Annotated in this window: 18 protein-coding genes; 6 read left to right on the forward strand and 12 right to left on the reverse strand. The window is 67.5% G+C overall.

Annotated features, from left to right (window positions below):
* Both EWE75_RS05270 and EWE75_RS05275 read right to left on the reverse strand, forming a co-directional pair.
* A partial coding sequence (locus EWE75_RS05270; protein ID WP_486669381.1) for a Y-family DNA polymerase occupies positions 1–1,096 on the reverse strand: 1,096 nt, incomplete at its 3' end.
* Positions 1,002–1,757, reverse strand: coding sequence for an ImuA family protein (locus tag EWE75_RS05275; protein WP_427915766.1), 756 nt, complete (start codon positions 1,755–1,757; stop codon positions 1,002–1,004). The genes EWE75_RS05275 and EWE75_RS05270, both read right to left, overlap by 95 nt.
* A 191-nt stretch (positions 1,758–1,948) precedes the next feature.
* Between EWE75_RS05275 and EWE75_RS05280 the strand changes: the two genes are divergently transcribed.
* The 3 genes from EWE75_RS05280 to EWE75_RS05290 all read left to right on the forward strand — a co-directional run bounded on the left by EWE75_RS05280 (position 1,949) and on the right by EWE75_RS05290 (position 5,805).
* A complete protein-coding gene (locus tag EWE75_RS05280) occupies positions 1,949–3,235 on the forward strand; it encodes a 3-methyl-2-oxobutanoate dehydrogenase (2-methylpropanoyl-transferring) subunit alpha (RefSeq protein WP_130155497.1) in 1,287 nt (428 codons plus the stop codon).
* Between the two features lie 235 nt (positions 3,236–3,470).
* Entirely contained in the window at positions 3,471–4,475 is a 1,005-nt protein-coding gene (locus tag EWE75_RS05285) for an alpha-ketoacid dehydrogenase subunit beta (protein WP_130155635.1), read from the forward strand.
* 1 nt (position 4,476) lies between these two features.
* Complete coding sequence (locus tag EWE75_RS05290; protein WP_130155496.1) at positions 4,477–5,805, forward strand: dihydrolipoamide acetyltransferase family protein; 1,329 nt, start codon at positions 4,477–4,479, stop codon at positions 5,803–5,805.
* Between the two features lie 81 nt (positions 5,806–5,886).
* Here EWE75_RS05290 and EWE75_RS05295 read toward each other — a convergent pair whose 3' ends face one another.
* The 8 genes from EWE75_RS05295 to rpmI form a co-directional block, all read right to left on the reverse strand.
* On the reverse strand, positions 5,887–6,033 hold the full coding sequence (locus EWE75_RS05295; RefSeq protein WP_130155495.1) for a lmo0937 family membrane protein: 147 nt from the start codon (positions 6,031–6,033) through the stop codon (positions 5,887–5,889).
* Between the two features lie 94 nt (positions 6,034–6,127).
* Complete coding sequence (gene ypfJ / locus EWE75_RS05300; protein WP_130155494.1) at positions 6,128–7,042, reverse strand: KPN_02809 family neutral zinc metallopeptidase; 915 nt, start codon at positions 7,040–7,042, stop codon at positions 6,128–6,130.
* A gap of 84 nt (positions 7,043–7,126) precedes the next feature.
* On the reverse strand, positions 7,127–7,996 hold the full coding sequence (locus tag EWE75_RS05305; RefSeq protein WP_130155493.1) for an aldose 1-epimerase family protein: 870 nt from the start codon (positions 7,994–7,996) through the stop codon (positions 7,127–7,129).
* Positions 7,997–8,008: 12 nt separating this feature from the next.
* Positions 8,009–10,396 carry a phenylalanine--tRNA ligase subunit beta gene (pheT, locus tag EWE75_RS05310; protein WP_130155492.1) on the reverse strand — a complete coding sequence of 796 codons (2,388 nt, stop codon included), beginning with the start codon at positions 10,394–10,396 and terminating at the stop codon, positions 8,009–8,011.
* A 106-nt stretch (positions 10,397–10,502) separates the two neighbouring features.
* Positions 10,503–11,588: a phenylalanine--tRNA ligase subunit alpha gene (pheS, locus tag EWE75_RS05315; RefSeq protein WP_130155491.1), complete on the reverse strand. Its 1,086-nt coding sequence runs from the start codon at positions 11,586–11,588 to the stop codon at positions 10,503–10,505.
* Positions 11,589–11,642: 54 nt separating this feature from the next.
* On the reverse strand, positions 11,643–12,263 hold the full coding sequence (locus EWE75_RS05320; RefSeq protein ID WP_130155490.1) for a LysE family translocator: 621 nt from the start codon (positions 12,261–12,263) through the stop codon (positions 11,643–11,645).
* A gap of 135 nt (positions 12,264–12,398) precedes the next feature.
* Positions 12,399–12,764, reverse strand: coding sequence for a 50S ribosomal protein L20 (rplT, locus tag EWE75_RS05325; RefSeq protein ID WP_069203664.1), 366 nt, complete (start codon positions 12,762–12,764; stop codon positions 12,399–12,401).
* Positions 12,765–12,782: 18 nt separating this feature from the next.
* Entirely contained in the window at positions 12,783–12,986 is a 204-nt protein-coding gene (gene rpmI, locus EWE75_RS05330) for a 50S ribosomal protein L35 (RefSeq protein ID WP_069203665.1), read from the reverse strand.
* Positions 12,987–13,154: 168 nt separating this feature from the next.
* Here rpmI and EWE75_RS05335 point away from each other — a divergent pair, with 168 nt between their 5' ends.
* The gene (locus EWE75_RS05335; protein ID WP_130155489.1) at positions 13,155–15,296 is read left to right on the forward strand and encodes an AsmA family protein; all 2,142 of its coding nucleotides are present in this window, start codon (positions 13,155–13,157) and stop codon (positions 15,294–15,296) included.
* Positions 15,297–15,382: 86 nt separating this feature from the next.
* Here EWE75_RS05335 and hisN read toward each other — a convergent pair whose 3' ends face one another.
* A complete protein-coding gene (gene hisN / locus EWE75_RS05340) occupies positions 15,383–16,165 on the reverse strand; it encodes a histidinol-phosphatase (protein ID WP_130155488.1) in 783 nt (260 codons plus the stop codon).
* Positions 16,166–16,671: 506 nt separating this feature from the next.
* Positions 16,672–16,962: a 4a-hydroxytetrahydrobiopterin dehydratase gene (locus tag EWE75_RS05345; protein WP_130155487.1), complete on the reverse strand. Its 291-nt coding sequence runs from the start codon at positions 16,960–16,962 to the stop codon at positions 16,672–16,674.
* Between the two features lie 55 nt (positions 16,963–17,017).
* On the opposite strand from EWE75_RS05345, the gene ccmA reads away from it, so the two are divergent.
* Positions 17,018–17,608: a heme ABC exporter ATP-binding protein CcmA gene (gene ccmA, locus EWE75_RS05350; protein WP_130155486.1), complete on the forward strand. Its 591-nt coding sequence runs from the start codon at positions 17,018–17,020 to the stop codon at positions 17,606–17,608.
* Positions 17,609–17,613: 5 nt separating this feature from the next.
* Positions 17,614–18,249, forward strand: a complete 636-nt coding sequence (locus EWE75_RS05355) for a heme exporter protein CcmB (protein WP_130155485.1) — start codon at positions 17,614–17,616, stop codon at positions 18,247–18,249.
* The last annotated feature ends 82 nt before the right edge of the window (positions 18,250–18,331 follow it).

Raw genomic sequence — 18,331 nt, forward strand, 5'->3', positions numbered from 1 at the left:
CGCGCGTGGCATCGCGGCGAGCTGGCCGATGGTCTCGACACCGAGATGGACGAGTGCGTCGATAGTGGCGGGATCTAGGCGGAGGGCTGCGAGGGGGAGCGGGGCGACGGAAGTGCGCCATCGCCCATGCCGCCCCCGGCGTATCGGCCACCGCGACTCGGGCGGTGTAGCCCAGCCGCGCGAGCAGCCTCACGATACGACGTGCCATTGTCGCCTCGCCGCCGAACAGATGCGCGGTGCCGGTGATATCGAGCAACAATCCGTCCGCGCCCGACACTGCGGCGATCGGCGTCCAGCGTCGTGCCGCCGTCGTGGCGAGGCGCAGCAGATCGGCGGCGTCGCCGGCCGGATCGGCATCGCGGATGTCGAGACCCGGCACCAGCGCGCGCGCCTGGGTGATCGCCATGCCGGGCATGAGACCCAAGGCACGCGCCGCCGGGCAGGCGGCGGCGATGACGACGCGGCTGCCGTGCTTGAGGCTGGTGACGAGCGGCTGCGGCGCACCGTTCCCCCGCGCAGGCGGAGGGCCAGAGTCGCGGGCGGCATCGCGTGTGACACTGGACTCCCGCTTTCGCGGGAGAACGGATTGGCTTGGGCCGAGTGATTTCGGCAGCGCGCCGGGTGGACGGAACGGCTGGCCGCCGGTCGCCTCGTCGGGTGGCATGGCGCGGAACGGCGCTGCTGCGGCTTCGCTGCGGCGGCCGAGCTCGCGTAGCGGCGGGCGCTGGTGGGCGGGGAGTGCTGCGATCTGCGCGGCGACGTTCGCCTTTCCATCGACATGCCCGCTCATGCGCGCGGAGGTCTCCTCGCGCGCCCATTTCGCGCCGGGGCGCCAGCCGCCGCCGCGTGGCACCGAACAGGCGACGGCTTGCTCGGCGGCGGCGGCTTCGGCGAGCGTGGCCGCGCCTCGGGCAAAGCCCGAGTCGTCTGACGGCGCTTCGCGCCGCCGGCCGGGCTTGTCGCTGTGCGAAATAGCTTCGCTATTTCGTCTCGCGACTACGTCACGCAGCTTCGACGTAGGAATATCGGTCCGCTCCATCCGTCGCAGCCGTTCGATCGGCCAGTCGGGCAGGTAGAGCGAGGCGACCCGTTTCATCGCATGCCTCCATGATGGTTTCGAAAGGCTCGCCGCCGCGCTGGCGGACCAAAGCGACGTGCCAGCAGGCGCGCCCGACCCCCTCGACCGGCAGCGGCTCCGAAGGTGCGCTGCCGATCCGCCAACGCGTGATCGCGGCGGAGGGGACGTGGAGCGGGTTCCCCCCTTCGCGCGCATGCCGCTTGAGCAACAGCGCGATCGTCTTGCCGCCCTCGGCGGCGAGTTGCAGGCGGCGGGTGTTGGGCATGGCGGCGCGCTTGACCTCGCCGATCACCGCACCGAGGCCACGGTGGCGCAGCCCCTCCTCCATCAGCGCCAGTACTTCGGCATCATCCGCCGCCTCGGCATAGAGCACGCGATCGGGATCAAGGCCGGCCTGATACAGCCCCGGCGCGAACAGGTCGCGGCGGCGCACCACCCACAACACCGGCCCCCACGCCCGCGCGGCGGCACCCGCCATGAACAGGGTCGCGGCGGCGTCATCGCTGGGATCGGGGCTGGCGGCAGCGATTTCGTGGAGCGAATCGAGCCGCAGCCCGCCGCTCGCGATTCGCCCGTCGAGCGCGGCAACGCCGAACGGCAGCACCGGGCGGCGCTTGAGGCCATCGCCCTGGATCGCCCGCAGGCTTTCACGCAATTCTGCTATGGTGGCTGACGACACGATTCGACTCACTGCTAAGTGTTCCTATTTTGTTCTGTTTAGCACACCTGAGTCAATGGCCCTTCTCCCCTGCCTGGAAGGGAGGGGAGAAGCCGAGGGTCTAGCCAAGACCGTTGAAATTTAATAACAACGGCGCATAAGATGATTTCGGGCGTTCTGACGGACGTGCCGATCCGAACTGCGGAGAAGTGATGCCAAGCGACCGCCCCGGCGCCAATCTGCCTCCCCTGTCGCTGTACGTGCCGGAACCGCGCTTCCGGCCCGGCGATACGGTGGATTTCACGGAGGTTGTGCTGCCCCCCGCCGGGCAGGCGCGCCGCCCCGACACCGCCGAACCCGCCCATGCGTTCACCGATCTCGCCTATGATCTCGTGCGCGTTCTCGACACGGACGGGCAAGCGGTCGGTCCGTGGAATCCGCGCCTTTCGCCCGATACGCTGCGCGACATGCTGCGCAGCATGGTGACGGTGCGCGCGTTCGATGAGCGCATGTTCCGCGCGCAGCGGCAGGGCAAGACCAGCTTCTATATGAAGTGTACCGGCGAGGAGGCGGTCGCGGTGTCCGCCGCCTTTGCGCTCGATCGTGACGACATGTGCTTCCCGTCGTACCGCCAGCAGGGCCTGCTGGTCGCGCGGGGCTGGAGTCTGGTCGACATGATGAACCAGATCTATTCGAACAAGGGCGACCGGCTACAGGGCAAGCAGCTCCCGATCATGTATTCGGTGCGCGACGCCAGCTTCTTCTCGATCTCGGGCAACCTCACCACGCAATATCCGCAAGCGGTGGGCTGGGCGATGGCGAGCGCGGCCAAGGGCGACACGCGTATCGCGGCGGCGTGGTGCGGCGAGGGATCGACCGCAGAGGGGGATTTCCACTCGGCCTGCACCTTCGCCAGCGTCTACCGCGCGCCGGTGATCTTCAACGTCGTCAACAACCAATGGGCGATTTCGAGCTTCTCGGGGTTCGCTGGCGCGGAGGCGACCACGTTTGCGGCGCGCGCGATCGGCTATGGCATCGCCGGGCTGCGGGTCGATGGCAACGACGCGCTCGCGGTCTATGCGGCGACCGCATGGGCGGCGGAGCGCGCACGCACCAATCAGGGGCCGACGCTGATCGAACATTTTACCTACCGCGTCGAAGGCCATTCGACCTCGGACGATCCGGGCCAATATCGCTCGGCCGGCGAGGCGAGCGCCTGGCCGCTCGGCGACCCGGTCACCCGGCTGAAGGATCATCTCATCGCGATCGATGAATGGGACGAGGACCGCCATATCGCGCAGGACAAGGAGATCGCCGAAATGGTGCGAGCGGCACAGAAGGAAGCCGAGGCCAACGGCATCCTCGGCCACGGGCTGCACCAGCCGCTCGATACGCTGTTCGATGGCGTGTTCGAGGAGATGCCGTGGCATTTGCGCGAACAGCAAGCGCAGATGATCGCCGAAGAGACGGCGAGCGGCCGCCCGTGGGCGCGCAAGTGATGGGCGCGGTCGCACCATGTCTCCCTCTCCCCTCGAGGGGAGAGGGTTGCGCAGACTTGGGCCCGCGTCTTCAGCGGGCCTTAGTCGGAGCTGGGAGAGGGGTGAGCGGCGCGCTTGCGCCGCGCGGTCCTGCGGACCGCTCAACCCCTCACCCAACCTTCGCTAGGCAGCAAGCTGCCAAGCTGCGGTATCCCTCTCCCCTGTCCAGGGGAGAGGCCAAGTGAGCACCACCCGCATGAACATGATCCAGGCGATCAACTCGGCGATGGACGTGATGATGGATCGCGATCCCGCCGTCATCGTGATGGGCGAAGACGTCGGCTATTTCGGCGGCGTGTTCCGCGCGACCGCCGGATTGCAGGCGAAATACGGCAAGACCCGCGTGTTCGACACGCCGATCACCGAATGCGGCATCATCGGCGTCGCGGTCGGGATGGGCGCATACGGGCTGCGGCCAGTGCCCGAGATCCAGTTCGCCGATTACATCTACCCCGCGCTCGACCAGTTGGTGAGCGAGGCGGCGCGGCTGCGCTATCGCTCGGCAGGCGAGTTCATCGCGCCGATCACGGTGCGCTCGCCCTTCGGCGGTGGCATTTTCGGCGGGCAGACGCATTCGCAATCGCCCGAAGGTATCTTCACGCACGTATCCGGCATCAAGACGGTGATCCCGTCGACACCCTATGACGCCAAGGGGCTGCTGATCGCCGCGATCGAGGACAATGACCCGACGCTGTTTTTCGAGCCCAAGCGAATCTACAACGGCCCGTTCGACGGCCATTGGGATCGCCCGACGCAGAATTGGTCGCAGCATCCCGCCGGCGCGGTGCCCGAGGGCTATTACAAAATCCCGCTCGGCAAGGCCAACGTTGTGCGCGAAGGCGAGGCGCTGACGATCCTCGTCTATGGCACGATGGTGCATGTCGCGAGCGCCGTGATCGCAGATGCTGGCGTCGATGCCGAGATCATCGACCTGCGCACGCTCGTACCGCTCGATATCGAGACGATCGAAGCGTCGGTGAAGAAGACCGGGCGCTGCATGATCATCCACGAAGCGACGCGCACCGGCGGGTTCGGCGCGGAACTGTCGGCGCTGGTGCAGGAACGCTGCTTCTACCATCTCGAAGCGCCGATCGAGCGCGTGACCGGCTTCGACACACCCTACCCGCACAGCCTCGAATGGGCGTATTTCCCCGGCCCGGTGCGGATCGGCGAGGCGCTGAAGAAAGTGATGAAGGACTGATATGGCCCGCTTTACCTTCAAACTCCCCGACATCGGCGAGGGCATTTCCGAGGCCGAGATCGTCGCGTGGCACGTCGCGGTGGGCGACCGTATCGAGGAGGACCAGCGCGTCGCCGACATGATGACCGACAAGGCGACGGTCGAGATGGAATCGCCCGTGTCGGGCACGGTGATCGCACTGGCCGGCGAGGTCGGCGAACAGGTGTCGATCGGCGCGGCGCTGGTGGTGATCGAGACCGATGCGGTCGATATGGATGCCGAAGAGGCGCCGGCGCTGCGGCCGGTCGATGTGCCTGCGCCGGTGGAGCAGGCATTTGAGGCGGAAAATCCGGGGGTGGAGGAGATCGCGCGACCTGTTCCCCTCCCTGAAAGGGAGGGGCTAGGGGTGGGTCGGCCCGAGGCCGATCGTGCGCCCGCCACAAGCCAACCCACCCCCGACCCCTCCCTTTCAGGGAGGGGAGAGAATGCGAAAGTGCTCGCCTCTCCCGCCGTCCGGGCGCGTGCGGCGGACCTCGGCATCGACCTCGCACAGGTGAAGCCCGCCGAGGGCGAGCGCATCCGCCACGCCGATCTCGACGCCTATCTCCGCTACGGTTCGGCACAGGGCTATCACGCACCGCACACGTCGCACGCCCGCCCGGATGAGGCGATCAAGGTCATCGGCATGCGCCGCCGCATCGCCGAGAACATGGCGGCATCGAAGCGCGCGATCCCGCACTTCACCTATGTCGATGAGATCGATGTCACCGCGATCGAGGATATGCGTGCCGACCTCAACGCCAATCGCGGTGATCGCCCCAAGCTTACGATGCTGCCGCTGCTGATCGCGGCGATCTGCAAGACGATCCCCGCCTTCCCGATGCTCAACGCGCGCTATGACGACGAGGCGGGCGTGGTGACGAGGGCTGGCGCGGTGCATCTCGGCATGGCAACGCAGACCGATGCCGGGCTGATGGTGCCGGTCATCCGCGACGCGCAGGACCGCAATGTGTGGCAATTGGCCGCCGAGATCGTGCGGCTGGCCGAGGCGGCACGGACCGGCAAGGCGAGCAGTTCGGAATTGTCGGGATCGACGTTGACGGTGACATCGCTCGGGCCGCTCGGCGGGATCGCGACCACGCCGGTCATCAACCGCCCAGAAGTGGCGATCATCGGGCCGAACAAGATCGTCGAGCGGCCCGTCTTCCGGGGCGACGATATCGTCCGCGCCAAGCTGATGAACCTGTCGATCAGTTGCGACCACCGTGTCGTCGATGGCTGGGACGCGGCGAGCTTCGTGCAGGCGCTCAAGCGCTATCTGGAAACGCCGGTCTTGCTGTTCGCGGACTGAGCAGCCGCAGAGAGTAGAATAGATAAAACCCGTTCGTGCTTCGATTTCTCGCAGCACGAACGGGCTATATTCGTTCGATCGTTATAGTGCGCGACGGCCCGTGATGAGCTGGATGACCACCACGATAACGGCAATCACGAGCAGCAAGTGGATCAAGCCACCGCCGATATGCACGGCAAAGCCGAGCAGCCACAGGACAACGAGGATGACGGCGATAGTATACAGCATGGTTCAGGCTCCTCCTACTTGAAGGCTTAACGTCGCGACCTGCCCACCCGTTCCGTCTGCGTGACAAAACGTTGCTGATCGCCGCCGCGATTGTTCAGATCGCCCCCGAAAACGTGTCGCATTGCGCGGGATCGCCGCTGTCGAGGCCGGTCTTGAGCCAATGTTCGCGCTGTGCCGAGGTGCCGTGGGTGAAGCTGTCGGGCACGACGCGGCCCTGCGCCTGCTTCTGGAGCGTATCGTCGCCGATCGCATGCGCTGCGGTCATGCCTTCCTGGATATCGCCCGGATCGAGCCGGTCGCGGTTCTGCGCGGCCCAGACGCCGGCGTAGCAATCCGCCTGCAGCTCAAGCCGCACCGACATCTTGTTGCCCTCGGCCTCGCTGCCGCTGCGCTCGGCCTGTGCGACCTTGGCGGAGGTTCCCATCAAATTCTGGATGTGATGGCCGAATTCATGCGCGATCACGTAATCCTGCGCGAAATCGCCCTTGGCGCCGAAACGATTGCCGAGTTCGTCGAAGAAGCTGGTGTCGAGATAGACGCCCTGATCCTGCGGACAGTAGAACGGCCCCATCGCGCTCTGCGCGGCACCGCAGCCCGAACGGCCGCTGCCCGAATAGAACACCAGCTTCGGCGCGACGAACTTCTCGCCCGATTGCTGGAAGAGCGCCGCCCAGGTCTTGTCGGCCGAACTGAAGGCGTTGCACGCGACCTTGCTGGCGGCATCGATGGTGCAGCTCGATTTGGTATCGGTGCCGTGGCCCGCGCCGGCGGTCTGCTCGGTCGGCGCGCTGGTGCGAACGCCGCTGCCACCGCCGCCGAGGCTGCCCAGCCCGCCAAACACCGCGAGCGCGATCAGCAACACCACGACGCCGCCGCAGCCGAAGCGGCTGAACACCATCGGCAACAGCCCGAGCAGCATGCCGCCGCCGCCACCGCCACCAAAGCCGCCGCCGCCCTGGCCGCGCTGATCCTCGACATTAATGTTAGGATCGAAATCGTCGAGACGCATCGCGCTGGCCCTTCACGGTCGTTGTCGCTGGCACCTTGAATGCGCAAGCGCGCCGGACGTTGCAAGGGCGTGACGATTTCCGCGTTATCGCAGCGTGATCTCCATCCGGCACGTCCACGCCGCGCCGGGTGCAATCTCGAACACGCCGGGCTTGTCGCGGAAATCGCCGGCATAGCCCTGCGGGTCGGCGATGCCATGCCACGGCTCAATGCAGACGAACGCCGCGCCGGGCTTGGTCCAGATGCCGAGCTTCTCGGTGTCGGGAAAGGCGATCTCAAGCTGCGGGCCGGTGGCCGCGCCGTAGCTGACGCTGCGCGAGGCGAGGCCGTCCCAGATCAAGGCATCGTCGGCGAAGATCGCGTCCGACAGGTGCAGCACGCGCCCGTCGAGCGGCGACGGTCGTTCGCCCGACGCGGTGAGTCCGTCCTTGAGCGCGACCAGCGTACCCGGTTCATCCGCCGCGAACACGATCCGGTGATCGGCGCGAGGTTCACCGTAAGGCAGTGGCCAGGCGAAGGCGGGGTGGAAGCCGAAACTTGCCGGCATCGGCGCATCGCCGCGATTGGCGATGGTGATCGCGACCGTCAGCGTTGCGCCGTCGATCGCATAGGCCGCGTCGAGCGCGAAGGCGAACGGGTATACCGCGCGCGTCCCGGCATCGTCCTCCAGCCGGAAGCGTACCTGCGACTCGTCCTGTTCGACCAAAGTGAAGGCACTCCGGCGGGCAAAGCCATGCTGCTTCATCGGATATTCGGCGCCGTCGAGCCGCAGCACATCGCCGTTCAGCCGCCCGACAAAGGGGAACAGCAGCGGCGCATGGCCGGTCCAGAACGCCGGATCGGCATCGGTCATCAGCTCGCGGCCTTGGCCGTCGCGCAGATGCGTCAGCTCCGCGCCGAACGGGTTGATTGCCGCCGACAGCCCCGCACCCGTAATCTCGACCAGATCAGCCATTCCGCCTTCTCCTCAGCCTCTGAGCACCGCGCCCTGCTTCGCCGCCGCCGCCACCACCTTGTCGGCAATCGCCTTCAGCGCCTCGTCGGTGAAGCTCTTGTCGGCGGGTTGCAGCGTCACTTCGATCGCCATCGAGCGCACACCGTCGCGCTCGAACAGGTCGAACAGCCGTGCCGCCGTGATCGTCGCCTTGTCGGCACCCTTCACCGCGCGCACCAGCGCGTCGGCGGCGAGGCCGGCGGGGACGGTGAAGGCGAAGTCGCGCCGCACCGGCTGGAGCGCGGGCGGCGCATAGGCGGGGCGCATGAAGCCGGTTCCACCGCGCTTGGCGGGGATCGCATCGAGATACAGTTCGACCGCCGCAACCGTGCCGTCGAGATCGAACGCGCGCGTCGTGAGCGGATGGACGATGCCGAACGCCGCGAGCACCGTCTTGGGGCCAAGCCGCAACGTGCCCGACTGGCCGGGGTGCCAATGCTCGCCGGCCTCGCCGAAGATCTGGAGATTCTCGACCGGCGCACCTGCCGCCGCGAGCAGCGCGATCGCCTCGGCCTTGGCGTCGAACGCGTCGAAGCCCAGCGCTTTGCCGCCCTGCCAGCCGCGCGCGCGCTTCTCGCCGGCCAGCACCACGCCGAGCGTGGCGCGCTCGGCCTCGGCGAGATAGCGGCGGCCGATCTCGAACAGCCGCACGCCGTCCGCGCCGCGCTTGAGGTTGCGCGCGGCGGCGGAGAGTAGCCCCGGCAACAGCGACGGACGCATCACCTTGAGGTCTTCGCTGATCGGGTTGGCGAGGGTCCAGGCGCCACCCCCAGAGACATTGGCGAAAGGCGCGGCTTCGGCTTCGGACACGAAGCTCCAGGTCACCGCTTCGTTGAGCCCGCGCGCGGCGGCGGCGCGGCGGACGCGGCGCTCGGTCTTCTGCTCGGGTGTGGCGGTTGGCGTGGCGACGCCGGGGATGCGCGGCAGCGGCACCGGCGGGACATGGTCGATGCCCTCGATGCGGATCACTTCCTCGACGAGATCGGGCACGCCTTCCACATCGCGGCGCCAGCTCGGCACGCCGACGTGCCAATCTGCCGAGACGGTGAAGCCAAGGCTTTCGAGGATCGCCTGCTGGCGCTCGGGCGCGACGAAGAGGCCGCCGAGCGTCTCGGCGCGCGCCGGATCATAGGCGATCACCGTGGCGGGCACCGGCGGCTCGCCGGCGCGGGTAATGCCGCCGGGCGTGCCGCCGCACAGGTTCAGCACCAGTGCCGTGGCGATGGCGAGGCCGTCCTCGACGAACGCGGGATCGACGCCGCGTTCGAAGCGCTGACGTGCGTCGCTGGTGACGGCGAGCTTCTGGCCGGTGCGGGCGATGCTTTCGGGATCGAAATAGGCGCATTCGATCAGCACGTCGGAGGTCGTGTCGCTGCACCCCGAGTCTTCACCGCCGATGATCCCGGCGATGCCGAGCGCAGCGCGATCGTCGGCGATGACGGTCATGCTCTCGTCGAGCGTGTAGGTCTTGCCGTTGAGCGCCAGCAGTTGCTCGCCGGATGTCGCCTTGCGCGCGACGAGGCCGCCCGGCAGTTTGGCGCGATCATAGACGTGGAGCGGCCGTCCGAGATCGAACGACACATAGTTGGTGATGTCGACCAAAGCCGAGATCGGCTTCTGCCCGATCGCCTGCAACCGCCGCGTCATCCATTCGGGCGCGGTGCTGTTGCTGACGCCGGCGACGGTCTGGCCGTAGAAGGCCGGGCAACCGACGCTATCGTCGATACGGATGTCCGGTCCGGCGCCCTCGCCCGCGACCGGCGCTGGCGTGACCGTCGTGCCCGGCACCACCAGCGGCTTGAGCCGGCCCAGCCCCGCTGCGGCGAGATCACGCGCGATACCGCGCACGCCCATGCAATCCTGCTTGTTGGGGGTGATCGCGACGTCGATCACCGGATCGTTGAGGCCGGCATAATCGGGATAGGCGGCGCCGATCGGCGCATCGCTGGGCAGTTCGATGATGCCGTCATGATCGTCGCCGAGTTCGAGTTCGCGCGTCGAGCACATCATGCCGTTCGAAACGACACCGCGAATCTCCGCGACCTTGAGCACCATGCCGTTGGCCGGCACGGTCGCGCCGGGCATGCCGAACACGCCGACGAGACCGGCGCGCGCGTTGGGCGCGCCGCACACGACTTGCATCGGTCCGTCACCGGCGTCGACCGAGAGGACTTGCAGCTTGTCCGCCTGCGGATGGCGCTCGGCGGTGAGCACCTTCGCCACGCGGAACGCGGCGAGCTTGGCGCCGGGATTGTCGACGCTCTCGACCTCAAGGCCGATGCGGGTGAGCGTATCGACGATCTCGTTGAGCGACGCGCTGGTGTCGAGATGGTCGTGGAGCCAGGAGAGGGTGAATTTCATGCGATCCGTCCGTCACCCCAGCGCAAGCTGGGGTCTTTCTGTAGGTTGGCGGCACCGCCCGCCACGGGGAGACCCCAGCTTGCGCTAGGGTGACGATCAAACAGGGTCACGCCCCCACCCCGCCGCTCAGGGTCGGCACGTCGAGCGCGGAGAAGCCGTAGTGCTTGAGCCAGCGCGCGTCGCCGTCGAAGAAGGCGCGCAGATCGTCCATGCCGTATTTGAGCATCGCCAGCCGGTCGATCCCGCAGCCGAACGCGAAACCCTGCCATTCATTCGGATCATAGCCGCCCGCTTCGATGACCGTGCGGTGGACCATGCCCGAGCCGAGCACTTCCATCCAGCCATCGGAACCGCCGATCACGCGCTTGCCGTTGACCACCGAGAAGCCGACATCGACCTCGGCGGAAGGCTCGGTGAAGGGGAAGTAGCTCGGGCGCAGCCGAAGCACGATATCGTCACGCTCGAAGAACGCCTTGAGGAAGGTCTCCAGCGTCCATTTGAGGTGGCCGAGCGTGATCCCCTTGTCGATCACCAGCCCCTCGACCTGATGGAACATCGGCGTGTGGGTGGCGTCGCTGTCGCTGCGATAGGTGCGGCCCGGCGCGATGATGCGGATCGGCTTGGTGCCGCCCGCCGCCTGCATCGCGCGGATCTGCACGGGGCTGGTGTGGGTGCGCAACACGCGCGCTTCTTCGCCGTCCTTGGCGTTCAGGTAAAAGGTGTCGTGCATCGCCCGCGCGGGATGCGTCTCGGGCATGTTGAGCGCGGTGAAGTTGTACCATTGCGTCTCGATCTCGGGGCCAGTCGCGACCGCGAAGCCGAGATCGGCGAAGATTTCCGCCAGCTCGTCCATCACCTGGCTGACCGGGTGGATGCTGCCGACCGGCGCGGCCTCGGCGGGCAAGGTCATGTCGAGCGTTTCGCGGGCGAGCTTCGCGTCGAGCTCGGCGCGGTCGAGCGCGGCTTTCTTCGTGGCGATCGCGGCGGTCACGCCTTCGCGCAGCGCCTGGATGCGCGGGCCTTGCTGCTGGCGCTCGTCGGGCGACATCCCGCCGAGCGTCTTGAGCAAAGCCGTCACCGCGCCCTGCTTGCCGAGCGCGGCGACGCGCACCGCATCGAGCGCGTCGAGGCTGTCGGCGGCGTCGATCCGCGCGATCAGGTCGGTATGGAGGTGGTCGAGATCAGCCATCATGGATTCCTTGGGGACGCGGGCGTCGAAGCCGAGCGCGCGGCTCAGGTCAAGCGGTCAGACGCGGCTGCCGAGCAGCGCGGCGCCGAAACCGATGAAGATCAGCCCCGATCCGCGGTTGAACAGCCGCCGCCGGTTGGCCGGCGCGAGCCACGCCGCGAGCGAACGCCCGCCGAACGCATAGATGCAATACCAGCCGCTTTCGATCACCACGAAGCTGGCGACCAGAATGCCGAGCTGCGGCGCGAACGGGCGGTGCAGATCGAGGAACTGCGGAAACAGCGCGGCGGCGAACACGATCAGCTTGGGGTTGGAGAGGCCGGTGCCAAGCCCGGTCATGTACAATGCCCGCAGCGAGCGCTGCCGCGTCGCTTCGCCGTCCTGCGGATTGCCGACCGGCGCGCGCCACGCCTTGATGCCGAGCCACACCAGATAGGCGACGCCGACATAGCGGATGATGTCGTAAAGCAGCGGCGACGCCTTGAGCAGCGCGCCCAGCCCCGCCGCCGAGGCGAGCAGGCACAGCAGCACCGCGCTCATCAGCCCCGCCATCGACGCGAGCGCGCGGGCCGTGCCGTGCTGGATGCTCTGCACCATCACATGCAGCATGTTGGGGCCGGGCGTGCCGGCGACCAGGAAGACGACGGTGACGTACAGCCACCAGGTGTTCAGCGCCATGACGGGTTCCCTTGAACCATTACCGATCTTTCCCCCGTCGGGATGCTCAGCACGAACGGGAGAGCGCGCAAACCCCAACGAAAAGGGCGCCGGTGTTGCCACCGACGCCCCGATTCGCTTGGCGCTACAGTCCGCTCAGGCGGCCTGGGGCAGAGCCGCCTTCGCTTGCGCGATGATCGCGCTAAACGCAGCGCCTTCGTGCATCGCGATGTCGGCCAGAACCTTGCGGTCCAGTTCGATACCGGCGAGCTTCACGCCATGCATGAAGGTGGCATAGGTCAGCCCCTCGACGCGCACGGCGGCGTTGATACGCTGAATCCACAGCGCGCGGAAGTTGCGCTTCTTAACCTTGCGGTCGCGATACGCATATTGGCCAGCCTTTTCGACGGCCTGACGGGCGATGCGGATCGTGTTCTTGCGACGGCCATAATAGCCCTTCGCCTGATCGAGAATCCGGTTGTGCTTGGCGCGGGTGGTAACACCCCGTTTTACGCGTGCCATCTATCTATATCCTTCCGCTCAACGCAGGCCGTAAGGCGCCCAGGCCTTCACTGCTGCGGTATCCGCCTTGGCGAGAACCTTGGTGCCGCGGTTCTGGCGGATGTACTTGCCGTTGTGGTGCAACAGGCGGTGGCGCTTGCCGGCGACGCCGTGCTTCAACAGGCCGGTGGCGGTGAACTTGAAGCGCTTCTTAACGCCGCTCTTCGTCTTGAGTTTGGGCATTTCTCGTCCTTTCTTGTTCGCGACGATCTATGAACGGCCACGGCAGCCCATACCGGCCGGGCAGTTCCTCTTACTCGCGGGAAGCGGGGCGCTTAGCGATTCGCGCTGCGGAATGCAACCAAATGCAACCATCGGAACCGCTTTATGCAGCCGGGGGTTAGCAGTCGCATGGAAACCGCCGACCGCACACCGTCTGCCCTCGACGATTCGCCCAAGCCCGCGCCCCGGCGGCGGCTCGGGCGTGGCTGGCGAATCGCGCGCAACGTGCTGGTCGGCATCGTCGCGGCGCTCTTTCTGGTGTGGCTGGTGCTGTACATCACCAAGGGCCGTTTCCTCAAACATCCGTTCGAGCGGATCACCGCTGGCTTGATCGAGCGCGACGTGAAGGTGCGCGGCGATTTCCAGCTCTATTTCGACCCGATCACGATCAAGTTCCTCGCCGAAGGGATGACCGTCTCCAATCCGAAATGGGCGACCCGGCCCAATCTGTTCGAGGCCGGGCGGATCGACACGCGGATCGCGCCGCTCTCGTTGATCTGGGGGCGCAAGCGGCTGCACTTCCTCGATCTCACGCAGGGCGCGATCGATCTCGAATGGGATGCGGCACATACCCGCAATAGCTGGACGTTCGGCGAGAAGAAGGACGATGCCAAGCCGTTCGTGCTGCCGCTGATCCAGCGCGCGCTCGTCGCGCGGACCACGCTGCGCTACCGCGATCCGCGCATGCGGCTGACCGCCGATCTGGCGTTCGAACCGATCCGGTCGCAGGGCACCAGCATCACGCAGGCGATCCGCTTCACCGGCGACGGCATGGTGCGCGACACGCCGTTCACACTGTCGGGCGCGATGCTCTCGCCGAACGATACGGTGCGGCGCGGCAAGAACGAACTGCGACTGACCGCCAATGCCGCGCACAATATCATCGACGTGTCGGGGACGCTGCCCGGCCTGACCGACATCGAAGGCGTGCCGCTCGACGTGAAGGCGCGCGGGCGCAACGCCGCCGAGCTGCTCGACATCATCGGCGTCGTCATCCCGCGCACGCGCACCTACACCGCGCGCGCGCAACTGGTGAAGACCGGCGACGAATATGCCTTCACCCACCTCGTCGGGCGGTTCGGCGCGAGCGACCTGACGGGCAAGTTCACGATCCGCAACATCCGCCCGCGCCTCAAAATCGACGCCGCGCTGGCGACGCGCTCGCTCGACATCATCGATGCCGCGCCGTTCATCGGCTACAACCCGGATACCGTCGCCGCCAAGGGCGCGATCGCCGCCGCCGCCGAGACCGGCGCGGGCGCGACGCGAATCCTGCCCGACGCCAATCTGCGCGTCGAATCGATCAAGAATTTCGATGCCGACGCGCATTGGACGGTCGGCGTGGTGCGGTCGCGCAACGTGCCGATCTCGCATATCGACCTCACCGTGTCGCTGGTCGATCGGTTGCTCAAGCTGTCACCGCTCACCTTCTCGATGGCGCGCGGCAATGTCGCCGCCGACATCGTGATGGATGAGCGGCGTGTGCCGATGCACACCGATTACGACATCCGCCTCGCGCCGACGCCGATGGGCAAGCTGCTCGCCGGCTATGGCGTCGACGAGGCGGGGACGACCGGCGTGGTCAAGGGCCGCATCCAGCTCGCCGGGGTCGGCGATACGGTGCACCAGTCGCTGTCGAACGCGCAGGGCCGGATCGCCTTCATCATGCCCGAGGGCAGTTTCTGGACGCGTAACGTGCAGATCGCCGAACTCGATATCGGCACGTTCGCGCAGAAGATGCTGCAAGGGAAGCTCAAGGAGCCGGTCCACATCAATTGCGGGCTGATCGGCTTCACCGTTCGGAACGGCGTCGCGGCGGCAGACCCGATCCTGATCGACACGACCAAGAACGTGATGCTCGGCCGTGGCGGCTTCAGCTTCCGCAACGAGGCGCTCGACATGGCGTTCCGCGCCGACGGCAAGAAGTTCAGCCTGTTCTCGGGGCAATCGCCGATCGGCATTCAGGGCAGCTTCGCCAAGCCCGGCATCAACCCGATCAGCGGCGACCTGATCGAGCGCGCCGGCGCGGGGCTGGCGCTCGGCATCGTTGGTACGCCGCTGGCGACGGTGCTGGCGTTCGTCGATATCGGAGACGCCAAGGCGGCGAAGTGCGGGCCGGTCCTCGCCGGCGCGCCTGCCTCGGCGCAGCGCACCAAGGGCGGCAAGCCGCGCGACGATGTCGGCAAGGGCACCACCGCCAAATCCGAGAACGGCAAGGCCGCGCCGGGCGAAAAGCGCGCCCAGGGCAAGAAGTTTCTGGGGATTTTCTGACGCTCCGTTCGTCCCGAGCGTAGTCGAGGGACTAGGCAAGAGCGCAGGTGCCTCGACTTCGCTCGGCACGAACGGCAGGCGGTCGCTCAGTGCCCCCGGCAGGCCATCGCCTCGAGGATATCGTCGATCCGCGCCGGATCGCCGGCGGCGATCACCTCGCCGATGCTATCGGCGGTGAGCGGGTCGCCCTGCCAGTCGCACATCCGTCCGCCGGCACCCTCGACGATCGGCACCAGTGCGGCGAAATCGTGCAGCTTCAGCCCCGCCTCCACGACGATGTCGAGCCAGCCGCTCGCGACGCAGCCGTAATTGTAGCAATCGCCGCCCAGCACCGTGCTCATCACCGCGCCGTCGAGATGTTCGAAGGCGTGCAACTGGCCGTCGTCGAACAGCGCGGGCGAGGTGGTGCCGAGCAGCGCCTTCGACAGATCCGCGCAACGCCGCGTCGCCGCCGGCTGGCCGTTGAACAGGGTCGGCCGGCCGATCGTGCCGACCCAGCGCTCACCCAGGATCGGCTGGTCGAGCACGCCGAGCACCGGCCAGCCCTCCGCGACCAAGGCGATCAGCGTGCCGAAGATCGGCCGGCCCGAGATGAACGCGCGCGTACCGTCGATCGGATCGAGCACCCAGGCGCGGCCGCTCGTCCCCTCGCGCACGCCATATTCCTCGCCGATGATCGCATCGTCGGGAAAGCGCTGCTCGATGAGCGCACGCATCGCCGCTTCCGCCGCGCGGTCGGCAAGCGTGACGGGCGAGGCATCGTCCTTCGCCTCCAGCCCGGCGGGCTTGCGATAATAAGGGCGGATCGCCGCACCCGCCGCTTCGGCGAGGGCAGTGGCGAGATCGAGATCGGCGGCTGAGACACGCATCGGTTTCGCCTAGCCGCGTCGGGTACGATCCGCCAGCGTCGCGAAGGCTGACGCGATCAAAAGACGCCGGACGAAATTTTCCTGCCGGCCTTGGGATTTTTTACCAAGACTTGGCGCGTTGCACCGCGCAAAATTGACCCCAGCGGAACGGGATTTTGCCATCATCTTGTAAAACAACACTTCTCGCGACTTGGCACGCTCTCTGCAATCCCTCTGGCATCGGTCGTCGGATGGTCCGGCGCACCACTTACACAGGGAATATCCTCATGAACGCTCGTATCGAATCGCTCCAGCAGATCGCCACTTCGCTCGTCGGCGCGCTGTTCGTCACCGTCGTGCTGGTCAGCACCGCCGTCTCCATCGCCCCGATCGCATGATCGGGGACATTCCGGTTCGGGAGGTTCCGATGGTGCGGCCCGTTGCTTTCGCAGTCGTTTCGTTCGTGCTGACCAGCCTGATGCTGCTCGGCCACTTCAGGATCGCCGGGCTGCTCTGACGCCCGGCGGTTACACCAACAAAGCGTCGATCGCGCGGGCAAGGTCCATGTCGCGGTGCGACAGTCCGGCCGCATCATGCGTCGTCAGCAGGATATCGACGCGGTTCCAGACATTACTCCATTCGGGATGGTGATCGGCCTTTTCGGCGAGCAGGGCGACTCGCGCCATGAAGCCGAACGCCGCCGAGAAATCCACGAAGGTGAAGGTGCGCGTGATCGCGTCGCGCGCCTCGTCATAATCCCACTCATCGAGTTCATCGAGTGCGTCGGCGCGTTCGATGTCGTTCAGTTGCTCCACCATCGCGTGCATCCTCGTGGCTGGCGCGGGATGCGCCTTATCGCCTAAGGCATAGCCGATGGCCGACCACGATCAACCACCCCGCCTCGCCTTTCATGGCGTCACGGGCGTGCGGGGCGGGCGCAGGCTGTTCGCTGGGCTGCGTTTCACGCTCGCACCCGGCGACGCGGCGTTGGTGACGGGGCCGAACGGTGCGGGCAAATCGAGCCTGCTGCGGATCGCCGCCGGGCTGCTCGCCCCCGCCGAAGGCCGCGTCGAAGCGCCGCCCTGCGCGCTGATGGCGGAAGCCGCGGCGCTCGATTCCGGACAGACACTTGAAGACGCGCTGCGCTTCTGGGCGGCGCTCGATGCCGTACCGGAGCCGGCGCGGCGGGTCGCGGACGCGCTGACCGCGACCGGGCTGGCGACGCTGGCGCAGGTGCCGGTGCGATTGCTCTCGACCGGGCAGCGCCGCCGCGCTGCGCTCGCGCGGGTGGTGGCGAGTGAGGCGCCGCTTTGGCTGCTCGACGAACCCGCCAACGGTCTCGACGCCGCCAGCGTGGCGACCCTCGAAGCGCTCGTCGCTGAACACCGCGCCCGTGGCGGCATCGCACTGGTGGCGACTCACACCGATATCGCGCTGCCGGGCGCACGGGTAGTCGCGCTGTGAGCGGGATGGTTCGCCTCATCGCGCGCGACCTGCGGCTTGCCTGGGCGGGCGGCGGCATGGTCAACCCGGTCGCGTTCTTCCTGCTCGTCGCGATCCTGTTTCCGTTCGCGGTCGGCCCCGATACCGTCCTGCTCGCGCGCATCGGCGGCGGGGTGATCTGGGCCGCCGCCTTGCTCGCCGCGCTGCTGCCGGTCGAGCGGCTGATCGGCCCCGATGCCGAGGCCGGCGTGTTCGATCAGCTCGGCGTGCGCGGGTTTTCAATGGCGGGCGTCGCCGCCGCCAAGATGCTCGCGCACTGGCTGAGCTTCGCGCCGCCGTTGATGCTGGCGGCGGTGGTCGCCGCCGGGTTGCTCGGGCTGCCGGCGGTGACGCTCGGGCGGGTCGAACTCGGGCTGCTGATCGGCACGCCCGGCCTCGCCGCGCTGGCGGTGGCGACGTCGGCGCTGATCGCGGGGATGCGCGGCGCGGGCGCGCTAGCGGGGCTGCTGATGCTGCCGCTCGCGGTGCCGCTACTGATCTTCGGCGCGGGTGCGCTCGACGGCGGTGCGGGCGCGCTGAAGCTGCTCGGCGCGGTCAGCCTCGTGCTGGTCGCCGGCGCGCCGTTCGTCGCGGGCGCGGCGATGCGCGTGGCAATGGAATAGCCCGTTTCGTCGCCCCGGCGGAGGCCGGGGCCGCTGGGTAATTTGGCGAACGGATCGCCCGACATGCAGCGGCCCCGGCCTG

The sequence above is a fragment of the Sphingomonas populi genome, from assembly GCF_004208535.1.
GTDB classification, from domain to species: domain Bacteria; phylum Pseudomonadota; class Alphaproteobacteria; order Sphingomonadales; family Sphingomonadaceae; genus Sphingomonas; species Sphingomonas populi.

Bases quoted from the DNA above. Each gene is read 5' to 3' on its own strand.
- EWE75_RS05320 (WP_130155490.1), bottom strand. From the start codon at position 12,263: ATGGCGCTGAACACCTGGTGGCTGTACGTCACCGTCGTCTTCCTGGTC.
- rplT (WP_069203664.1), bottom strand. From the start codon at position 12,764: ATGGCACGCGTAAAACGGGGTGTTACCACCCGCGCCAAGCACAACCGG.
- EWE75_RS05305 (WP_130155493.1), bottom strand. From the start codon at position 7,996: ATGGCTGATCTGGTCGAGATTACGGGTGCGGGGCTGTCGGCGGCAATC.
- hisN (WP_130155488.1), bottom strand. From the start codon at position 16,165: ATGCGTGTCTCAGCCGCCGATCTCGATCTCGCCACTGCCCTCGCCGAA.
- EWE75_RS05295 (WP_130155495.1), bottom strand. From the start codon at position 6,033: ATGCTGTATACTATCGCCGTCATCCTCGTTGTCCTGTGGCTGCTCGGC.
- EWE75_RS05335 (WP_130155489.1), top strand. From the start codon at position 13,155: ATGGAAACCGCCGACCGCACACCGTCTGCCCTCGACGATTCGCCCAAG.
- ypfJ (WP_130155494.1), bottom strand. From the start codon at position 7,042: ATGCGTCTCGACGATTTCGATCCTAACATTAATGTCGAGGATCAGCGC.
- EWE75_RS05345 (WP_130155487.1), bottom strand. From the start codon at position 16,962: ATGGTGGAGCAACTGAACGACATCGAACGCGCCGACGCACTCGATGAA.
- EWE75_RS05290 (WP_130155496.1), top strand. From the start codon at position 4,477: ATGGCCCGCTTTACCTTCAAACTCCCCGACATCGGCGAGGGCATTTCC.
- pheS (WP_130155491.1), bottom strand. From the start codon at position 11,588: ATGATGGCTGATCTCGACCACCTCCATACCGACCTGATCGCGCGGATC.
- EWE75_RS05355 (WP_130155485.1), top strand. From the start codon at position 17,614: ATGGTTCGCCTCATCGCGCGCGACCTGCGGCTTGCCTGGGCGGGCGGC.
- pheT (WP_130155492.1), bottom strand. From the start codon at position 10,396: ATGAAATTCACCCTCTCCTGGCTCCACGACCATCTCGACACCAGCGCG.
- EWE75_RS05280 (WP_130155497.1), top strand. From the start codon at position 1,949: ATGCCAAGCGACCGCCCCGGCGCCAATCTGCCTCCCCTGTCGCTGTAC.
- ccmA (WP_130155486.1), top strand. From the start codon at position 17,018: ATGGCCGACCACGATCAACCACCCCGCCTCGCCTTTCATGGCGTCACG.
- EWE75_RS05285 (WP_130155635.1), top strand. From the start codon at position 3,471: ATGAACATGATCCAGGCGATCAACTCGGCGATGGACGTGATGATGGAT.
- rpmI (WP_069203665.1), bottom strand. From the start codon at position 12,986: ATGCCCAAACTCAAGACGAAGAGCGGCGTTAAGAAGCGCTTCAAGTTC.